Annotated in this window: 7 protein-coding genes and 1 pseudogene; 3 read left to right on the forward strand and 5 right to left on the reverse strand. The window is 67.1% G+C overall.

Going from position 1 to position 9,126, the window contains the following annotated elements; all coding sequences use genetic code 11:
* Positions 1–684: 684 nt before the first annotated feature.
* The 3 genes from ACH4U7_RS52810 to ACH4U7_RS52820 are packed head-to-tail and all read right to left on the reverse strand — an operon-like array spanning position 685 to position 4,139.
* Complete coding sequence (locus tag ACH4U7_RS52810; protein ID WP_398534884.1) at positions 685–3,210, reverse strand: SpoIIE family protein phosphatase; 2,526 nt, start codon at positions 3,208–3,210, stop codon at positions 685–687.
* A gap of 29 nt (positions 3,211–3,239) precedes the next feature.
* Positions 3,240–3,830 (reverse strand): IS3 family transposase, encoded by a 591-nt coding sequence (locus ACH4U7_RS52815; RefSeq protein ID WP_398534885.1) that lies wholly within the window; start codon positions 3,828–3,830, stop codon positions 3,240–3,242.
* A gap of 39 nt (positions 3,831–3,869) precedes the next feature.
* Positions 3,870–4,139, reverse strand: coding sequence for an integrase (locus ACH4U7_RS52820; protein WP_398534886.1), 270 nt, complete (start codon positions 4,137–4,139; stop codon positions 3,870–3,872).
* A gap of 273 nt (positions 4,140–4,412) precedes the next feature.
* Between ACH4U7_RS52820 and ACH4U7_RS52825 the strand changes: the two are divergent.
* The 3 genes and pseudogenes from ACH4U7_RS52825 to ACH4U7_RS52835 all read left to right on the forward strand — a co-directional run bounded on the left by ACH4U7_RS52825 (position 4,413) and on the right by ACH4U7_RS52835 (position 7,147).
* Positions 4,413–5,487: pseudogene (locus ACH4U7_RS52825) on the forward strand (integrase core domain-containing protein).
* A 1,081-nt stretch (positions 5,488–6,568) separates the two neighbouring features.
* Positions 6,569–6,766: a hypothetical protein gene (locus tag ACH4U7_RS52830; protein WP_358709146.1), complete on the forward strand. Its 198-nt coding sequence runs from the start codon at positions 6,569–6,571 to the stop codon at positions 6,764–6,766.
* Between the two features lie 45 nt (positions 6,767–6,811).
* Positions 6,812–7,147, forward strand: a complete 336-nt coding sequence (locus ACH4U7_RS52835) for an integrase core domain-containing protein (protein WP_398534887.1) — start codon at positions 6,812–6,814, stop codon at positions 7,145–7,147.
* Here ACH4U7_RS52835 and ACH4U7_RS52840 read toward each other — a convergent pair.
* Positions 7,076–7,780, reverse strand: coding sequence for a hypothetical protein (locus ACH4U7_RS52840; protein ID WP_398534888.1), 705 nt, complete (start codon positions 7,778–7,780; stop codon positions 7,076–7,078). The two genes, ACH4U7_RS52835 and ACH4U7_RS52840, sit on opposite strands and share 72 nt — an antisense overlap.
* A 244-nt stretch (positions 7,781–8,024) precedes the next feature.
* A complete protein-coding gene (locus tag ACH4U7_RS52845; protein WP_398534889.1) occupies positions 8,025–8,630 on the reverse strand; it encodes a lytic polysaccharide monooxygenase in 606 nt (201 codons plus the stop codon).
* Between the last annotated feature and the right edge of the window lie 496 nt (positions 8,631–9,126).

Raw genomic sequence — 9,126 nt, forward strand, 5'->3', positions numbered from 1 at the left:
CTGCCACCGACAAAGACTGAACAAGACCACCGACGACGCGAAAGGGTCCAAACTCAACCGTCCAAAATGGGTCACGGTTCAGCCGCCGCCGACAAGATCGAGCAAGCGGTGACAGTGGTCGCCCGGTGGGCCCCGCGCGGCGGCACGGACGCCTGACTCACCGACGCCATCAGCCCGCGGTCTTCAGCACCCGGGGAGTCGCCGGGGCCGCCCGCTTCAGCACCCGGGTACGAATGGCCCAGATGACAACCAGCTTGGTCAGCAGCGAGTCCCCGCCGGGGCGATCACCCAGACCGACTCCAGTCCCACGTCCAGCCAAGCCGGACCCGTCGAGCAGGTTGAGTCAGCCGGCCGGGCGCTGCCGGGCTCGGGCGAGGCTCCGAGCGCGTTCACCCAGGAGTCCAGGAGCTCCGCCATCGTGGGGGCGGGTGCCTGGAGCAGGGCCACGGCACACCTTGGCGTCATCGCACCGGCTTGCTCCTCAACTGTCGAAGTCGTGAGGTTCCCGACTTGTATTGGCTGTAGCGGTGCGCGGTCGGGTTGGCCGCTCGTAACGTGCCGTAGGACGCTGGGTTGGATGGCTCGTGAGGTTCCTGCCGCCCCTCGGGGCTGGCCCGCTCGGGGCGTGCCTCCGGCCCGGATGGTTGTCCGTTGACGGCGTGGGCCGGTGTGCGGATGCGGGCGTCAGGGGAGTGGCTGTTCGGTCCAGATGCACTTGCCAGTGGAGGTGTAGCGGGTGCCCCAGCGCTGGGAGAGGGACGAGACCAGTTGGAGCCCGCGTCCGCCCTCGTCGGTCTCCGAGGCATGGCGGATCCGGGGTGTGGTCAAAGAGCCGTCGGTCACCTCGCAGATCAGCACCTCACCGCGCAGCAGCCGCAGCCCGATCGGACCCCTGCCGTGCCGGACCGCGTTCGCGACCAGCTCGCTGACCAGCAGCTCCGAGATGGGGGTGAGCGGAGCCAGTTCCCAGCGGGTCAGCTGGTCGCGGACGTGGTCGCGCGCCTCCCCCGCGGCGATCGGACCCTCGGACAGCGGCCAGTCGGCGATGTGGTCTGAGGCGAGAGCATGGGTGCGGGCGATGAGCAGCGCCGCGTCATCGGCAGTGAGCTGCTTCTCCGGCAGCAACTCGGCCAGCACGTCGTCGCACAGCCGCTCCAGCCACGCGTTCTCGCTCCGCCCGTCGGGCCGGGCGTCCCCCGAACCGGGTGCGCGGGTCGCGCCGGCCAGCGCGCTCGCCAGGTGCCGCATCCCACGGTCGATGTCCCGGGTGGCGGATTCCACCAGACCATCGGTGTACAGCACCAGCAGACTGCCCTCCTCCACGCTCACCTCGGTGGTCCCGAACGGTGGCCGGGCCGTACCCAGCGGTGGATCGGGGGCGCTGCCGGGGAACCGGACCGGGTGGCCGGGGCGTACCACGGCTGGCGGCGGATGTCCGGCGCTGGCGAAGACACAGGTCGCGGCGGCCGGGTCGTACACGGCGTACAGGCAGGTCGCGTAGAAGTCGTCCCCCAGGTCGCTCACCAGGTCGTTGAGGCGGATGAGCAATTCGGCGGGCGGAAACTCCAGATCCGCCAGCGTGTGCACGGCGGTGCGCAGCCGACCCATGGTGGCAGCCTCGGACAGCCCGTGTCCCATCACATCGCCGATGACCAGGGCCACCCGGGCGCCGGACAGCGGGATCACGTCGTACCAGTCGCCGCCCACATCGATGCCCTCGCTGGCGGGCAGATAGCGCGCGGCGGTGGTGACCGAGGACAGCGAGGGCAGGACGCGTGGCAGCAACCCCCGCTGAAGCTCCTTGGCCCGGGTGTGCTCCATGTCGTACAGCCGGGCGCGCTCGATGGCCTGTCCCATCAGCCCGCTGAGCGCGGTGAGCAGGGCCCTTTCCTCCGCGTCGAGCCGGCGCGGTTCGGCGAAGGCGACCACCGAGCAGCCGATGTTCCGGCCGGAGACGATCAGCGGCAGAAAGGCCCATGCCTGCTTGCGCGCCGCGGCGGGCCGCCCGACCATTCTGGGATAGCGCGCGGTGTACTCCTCCACCGACTCGATGAAGGCCGGCGCCCCGGTCTGGTACACCTCCGCGACCGGCGATATCTCGTCGATCGGTGTCCCGTCGATCGACTCCAGGAAGGGCTGCGGATAGCCGACGGCCCCGGCGACCCGGATCGCGCTGCCTTCGATGAGCTGCACCACTACCCCCGAGGCTCCGAACGGCGGCAGCACCCGGTCGGCGATGGCGTTCACCACGTCGCGCATCGTCAGCGCCTGTGCGAGGGCGTCGGTCAGCTCGCCGATCCGCGCAGAGCGCCCGGCCGCCGCGCGCTCGGCCGCGGCCCGCTCCGCCTCACGCGCCCGGCTCTCGGTGATATCGGCAGCGTAGACCGTGAGACCGTTCGGCACCGGGACCAGCCGCATGTAGTACCAGCGCTGATTGGTGGGCCAGCGCACCTCGAACCCGACCGGGGCACCGCCCTCGGCGGCCCGCCGGTAGCGGCTCCGCAGACCCGGCTCCGCGTCGTCGATGCTCAGTCGCCTGAAGGCGTCCCAAAGCGTCCGGCCGAGAGTCGCCCGCGAAGAGCCGAGCAGCCGCTCCGCCTCGCCGTTGACGAAGGTGACGCGCCATTCGCTGTCGACTGCGAAGAACGCGTCGCTCATATGCCATAGCGCCCGGCTCACCTGCTCATCCGCCATCGAAGGGCTGGCGCCGCCCCGGTCCAGGTCAAGAAGGTCGTCCCGCAGTCGCGGGACGGCCCATGCGGCCAGCGCCTCGACGGCTGCCCGCCGCTCCGGTGTAGGCGGCGCGGCCGGGGCCGTCAGCACCGACAGCGCGCCGGTGACCTTCTCCGGGGTGATCAACGGAACCGCCAGCAGCCCGCTTCCGGCGGGCAGCGCCGGGCCCGTGCCACCCTCGACGCCAGGGCCCGGCGTCCATACCGGTGTGCGGTGGGCCACCGCGCGGGCCGGGGCGCTGGTGCCGGCCGGCTCGACCGCCTCCCAGTCCCCGGCGACCGTACGGATCAGCCCGTGCACCGCCGCGAGCTGGAGCGTGCGGGCGCCGGGGCCGCGCAGATGGGCCATACCGCCGAGACCGCCGGTCTCCGTCACGGCGTGGTCGAGCACGAATGCGAGCAGATCGGATCCTTGCAGCCCGTCACCCGCCTCGGTGATCACACGCAGCCGTGAGGCGATGGCCTCGTCCATACACATGGGGAAAATTTACCCTTTTAAGATCATATTCAGCAGTACATTCTACAGAAAAATAGGTCAGTTAGCCATACACTGATGGCCGCTACGAGGACTGTCACCTCGTCACGGATGCAGTTGACGTCTCCAGGAACGGTCACTGTGACCGTTCCCGAACGGAAGCCATGAGACCGGTGAGGCTCGGGAGCAAGGGGACGACGGTCACCGTGGTGACTGCGGGCCAGAGTCGACGGTGGTCCGCACCACCGCCACCAGGAGCCCCAGGAGAAGCCGGACATGACGGCTGTGCCGTTGCCGGCGAAGACGGCGTCCGACGCGGCGGTGAACGTGTTGTCCCGGTCACGGATGAGGAATCGGAAGCGCCCGGCTCTGTCCTCGAGGTCCACGTGCATGAAGTCGCAGGCGAGCAGCGTGTGGGCCTGGGCGCGGAAGAAGGAGTGCCAGGTCTGCTGGCTTGCTCGCTGCGGTGCGGGCGGCAGACCGGAGCGACGCAGAACGCGCCGGATCGTGGCGGCGGCAACCCTATGGCCAAGCCGCCGCAGCTCACCCTGGATCCTGACGTATCCCCAGATCGGGTTCTCTCTCGCCAGGCGCTGGATGAGCGCGACTGTCTCTTCCGGCAACGGCGGACGACCGGATCCGACCGCCGTCTGGCGCCACTTCTAGCGCACCAGACGACGGTGCCGGTTCAGCAGCGTGCCCGGGGTAGCCAGCCGATGGCGACGTAAGACGGGTGGCAGGTGCCGTGCGAGAGCGGAGAGCACGGCACGATCGGCCCATGACAGCCGCGGCCGCTCTACCTGCCTGCGGCCCACAGCGACCTCATGACGAAGGGCAAGGATCTCGGCGTTGTTCGTGGCGGCCGACCGGCCCAGCACCAGGAAGCAGCCCAGCAGGCGGCAGAAGATCAGATAGAGCAGTCGCAGACCCACAATCACTGATCATGCCCACACTTGCGCGAGCGCAAAGCCCCAGGTCAACCACCGTACGGCAATAAAGACACCCTTCAAGCCCCGCCGAGGGCGTCTGGGCCGAGATCAGTCCGCCAGCCGGCCAGGCAGGCGTACCTGTCGAAGAACCGACTCTGCGGGTGCCGATAAATCATCCACGCAGGTCGGGAGCCTGATCACGGATCTTCGGTTCTCCTCGACATTCGCCCCAAGTGCCTTCACCCGCAAAGGGCCGGGGCGGCATCATGATCTGTCGTGCTGCTGCGCCTGGCCTACCTCGCCGCGACCAACGCCCTGGCGTTCCTACGCCTCCTGCCGATGCGCGACAGAGACAAGGACATCGAGATCCTCGTACTCCGGCACCAACTGCTGGTCCTACAGCGCCAGGTCGGCAAGCCGACCCTCACCGACAGCGACCGCGCCATCCTCGCGGGCCTGCTCCACCACCTCCCCAAAGACAGACTGCGGCGCCTTCTGCTCCTGGTCCGCCCCGACACAGTGTTGCGCTGGCACCGTGAACTACTTCGGCGGCGCCATGCCGCAACCTGCGTGCCCAAGCGACGCGGACGCCCACGCACCATCCGGTCGATCCGCGCCCTGGTCCTGCGCCTGGCCAGGGAGAATGCCTCGTGAGGGTATCGACGGATCCACGGCGAACTCGCAGCCCTGGGGATCAAGGTCGCCGCCTCCACCGTATGGGAGATCCTCCGCGAGCACGGCATCCCACCCGCACCCAAGCGGCAGAGCACCACCTGGGCCGACTTCCTCCGCAGCCAGGCCAAGGCCATTCTCGCCTACGATCTGTTCGAAGTCCGCACGCTGACCGGAGCGCGCCTGTACGTCTTCGCCGTCATCGAGCACACCACCCGTCGCATCCGGGTCCTCGGCGCCACGAGTGGATCGTGCAGCTCGGACGCAATCTCCTCATGGACCTCGAGGACGCGGACGGCAAGGCGAACTTCCTCATCCGCGACCGCGATTCCAAGTTCACCGCCGCCTTCGATGCCCTGATGACCGATGCCGGTCTCAAGGTCGTCACCACCGGCATTCGGATACCACGGATGAATTCACTCATGGAGTGGTGGATACAGACCTGCCGCAGGGAACTCCTGGACCGGACCTTGATCTGGAACCAGCGCCACCTCCTCCACGCCCTGCGCGAGTACGATCCTTCTACAACGAGCACCGCCCGCACAGGGCCCTGGAACAAGCCGCCCCCTGCCGCCCGCTACCCACGCCCATCACCCAACAAGCCCAACTCGCCCACCTGGCAGTCCACAGACCAGACCGACTCGGCGGAACCCTCCACGAATACCAGCACGCGGCGTGAACTGCACGGATGATTTATCGGCACCCGCAAGGCCGGCATCCGGGCCCACCAGGCCCCGACACGCCGTCAGACACCCACGCCCCAATAACGCGACAGTGCCGGTATGCGGTCTCCCCCGACCACTGACCCAGCACTTGCACTCATCGGCGCCATCACTTCCACCCGCTTGGCACACTATTTATTCCGACAAGGCCCCGTAAGGCTGTCTCGTTACGGCGCTCCAGAACCGGATACAGCACTCACACCCTGGGAGTGCCCCATCTGCCGGCGGACGACAAGGGGCTTTACCGCCCCTTGACGCAGGCCGTCCACCGCGACCGAAAGCCCCACGAACGGACTGCCTGCGGAAACCTGCCCACAGGGATCATCAGCAGTCTCCCCTACCCCTGTCGCATGGGGAGCACGACATCGTGCTCCCACCGCGAAAGGTGCTCGAGAGCCGACAAGGGGTCCTTATACCTCTCGATGCAGAGAGCATCCGAATCGATGGGGTGACGTCGGGGGCCCCTGGTTGACGACGGCGTACAGGGGCGCGGTACGGCGCGGTAGGTCTACCGGATCGGGTGACGGACGAATCGGGCACCGTTGACACGTCTGCGAGTTGGGAGCACGAGGGCTCCCAGAGGGCTCCCACTTGCTCCCAGCCCGGACATGGTTAAGGCCGCCTCCGCTACCTGCGGAAACGGCCTCCGACCTGCGATGATGCTGGTCGGGACGACAGGATTTGAACCTGCGCCCCCTTGACCCCCAGCCCAGTGACAACTCTCCGCAATCAATCTACTCAATACAGTAACCGGCCGTACGCGTCGCTTCGCGAGCTATAGCCGACCGTAAAAGGCCCCTCGTCGCCGCTCCCTAACCGGGCGGTCTCGGGTGCTCGTCGAACAAGTTCTTGCCGACGCAGTCCTCCGGACGCCACAGCGCGAAACGAAGGCGCCCCGCCCTTCCAGAGACCGACGCGACACCCCCGACAGCGAACGTATGTACAAGTCGGCACCTCGGGGTGAAGCCGGTGCCGACGCTCGCCGCGACGCCGTATGCTGACCACCAGGATTCCACGACACCACCGGTGGAGGTATCAGTGACCACACCTGACGCAGGGCTTCCTGCCTACCCCCCGGTTCGCCCTCACCTGTCCGTCGAGGAACTGCTGGCGGCCAGGAACACCCAGCCGATCCGATCCCTGGACGACCTCGCGGCGGACACCTTCGAGTCCGATGAGGAACTGGATGAGTTCCTTGCCTTCACTCACGCCGAGCGCCACCGAGACGTCGCCTGACAGCCACCACGATGCAACCGGTCATCCTCGACACCGACGTCCGGATTGTTCGATGACGTTCTCAAAGACGCGGGGATCGAGGTCGTCCCCACCGGCATCCAGATGCCGAGAATGAACTCGATCATGGAAAGGTGGGTGCAGACCTGCAGACACGAACTCCTGGACCGGACCTTGATCTGGAACCAGCACCACCTCCTCCACGCCCTGCGAGAGTTCGAGCAGTTCTACAACACACACCGACCGCACCAGGGCATAGCAAACACCCGGCCACTACACCCACTGCCGACACCAATCGACGATCCGGACAAGCTAAGCCACCTCGACATACGACGCCACGACCGCCTTGGCGGCATCCTCCACGCATACAAACATGCCGCGTGACCTGCACGGACGAGGTATTCGGCAAGCGCAGTCCTGGCGTGCCGTCACGAACGCCTCGTTGATCGAGCGGGGAGACATCCGTCCGGCCCGCTCGGTCACCCACAAGGCCGGGTGCCGGTCCGGCGAGAGCCGCGGGCGAATCTCGTGCACCCACTCGTCGAGGACGTCGACTACCCAGTCCATCTCAGGGACCAGAAGCACGGTCCGTCGCTTCGGCGGTGTCCCCTTGGAGGACTTGCCGTACCGGACGGTCATGCTGCCGGCCTGCCCGAACTGCGGCGCCTTCCTGTGCCGTCGCAGATCCACCAGATCGACTTTCGAGGGCTCGGTCCGCCGGGTGCCGTAGGCGTAGATCGTCTTGAGTGCGGCAGCATCGCGTAGCGCGGTGAGCGTGCCCTTGCGGCCCTGCCCGTGAATTCGTCGAGGCCGGGCATCGGCGGCGTCAAACAGCGCCTGGACCTCGTCGTAAGTCAGAGGCCGACGCCGGGGATCGCCCTCGTACTCCACCGAGTGCAGAACAGAGTTGCCCTCATGAAAGATCACCTGCGGTGACAGGCCGAACCGTTCCTGGCAGATCTCAACCCACCCGTACCGGCGGTCCAGCAAGTACTCCACGAACAACTCGATCACCACCTCGTAAGACCGAGCCGTAGACAACTGGATCGGCTTGGACCCGCTGCGAAGGTGGACAATGAACGCCTCGCCATCGGCGGGGGTCCACTGCCAGGGGTACAACTAAGAGTCGAGTGAGGAACGCAGGAAGCCCCGTCGGGGCAGGGTGACCAATTGGGGCCCCTGCCCCCACGGGGCTCGGTCGGCCGGGCGGCGGGTTACCGGCGCCCGACAGAGGCCGGTGCCGTGTGTGGTGCTTTGCGGCTCAGCCGAAGTTCACGTCGCTGCACCACATGTAGGCCTGGTCGAGGTGCGAGGCCTGCCAGATCACGAACAGGATGTGGTGTCCGGTGTAGCCGGAGGTCTGGACGGGGAACGTGATGTCCTGTGCCGGGGCGAAGCGGCCGGTCTGCGTGATGAAGTCGAGGTTGCTCCAGCCCAGGGTCTGGGTCATGGGGTTGAAGCCCTGCTTGCTCACGTAGACCTTGAAGTAGTCGGCACCGTGGGACGCCTGGTCGTACAGGTGGACCGAGAAGTTATTGCCGATGGTGGTGGTCTTCCACGGTCCGGGCTTGTCCAGGCTGGCGTTCCTCGAGAGGTTGTTGCTGCAGAGTGTCCCGTCGGGGGTCCGTGCCTGGAACTGGCCTCCGAGGCCGTCGCGGAGCGCGCTCATCCAGTTCCACATGGTGTCGGGGTTGGCCTGGAAGGCCTGCCAACACATGGGGTCTTGGGTCTGCATCGCCGGGTTCATGTGGTCGTTGCCCCACGTCTTCCAGCACTGGTACGCGCGGGTGGCGGGGCCGACGACGGTGCCGTGAGCCTGGGCGGGGGTCGACCAGGCGAGGGCGCCGACGGCCACGGCGAACAGCATGACGAGCGCCTGGAGAGGCCGGCGGAGGGACGCCCGCGAACGCCCGATTAACGGACTCTTTTTGCGCATGTGGGGGGACTCCTTCCAGTTGCAAGGCTGCTATGGGAGCGCTCCCAAAGGTGGGCCTTCTGAGTGAGATGTCAATGAAGCAGACGGAGTTGATTACAGGGGTGGTGGCGAGCAGGGAATCTGCCGTGAGCCGGGAGCCAGAATTGTTCGCGGGACCGGAAAACGAGGATGCGGCCTGGACCGGCGTTGTAGGTGCCTGTGGGTGCCGGAATCTGGGCTCTTGCAAGATTTTCGTGATGCGGTGACGGTCGGTGAGCGTTGTCAGGTGAGTAGGGCTCGTTTGCGGAGGAGTGCGAGGCTGGCGCGGCCGTAGGTCTGGCGTTTGAGCATTTTGATCTTGTTTACGGTGCCTTCGGCCATGCCGGAGTTCCAGTCGAGGGTGAGGCCGGCGGTGACGGCGTTCCAGTCCTTGTCCAGTCCGGTCGCG

The organism is Streptomyces sp. NPDC020845, assembly GCF_044334165.1.
Lineage (GTDB): Bacteria > Actinomycetota > Actinomycetes > Streptomycetales > Streptomycetaceae > Streptomyces.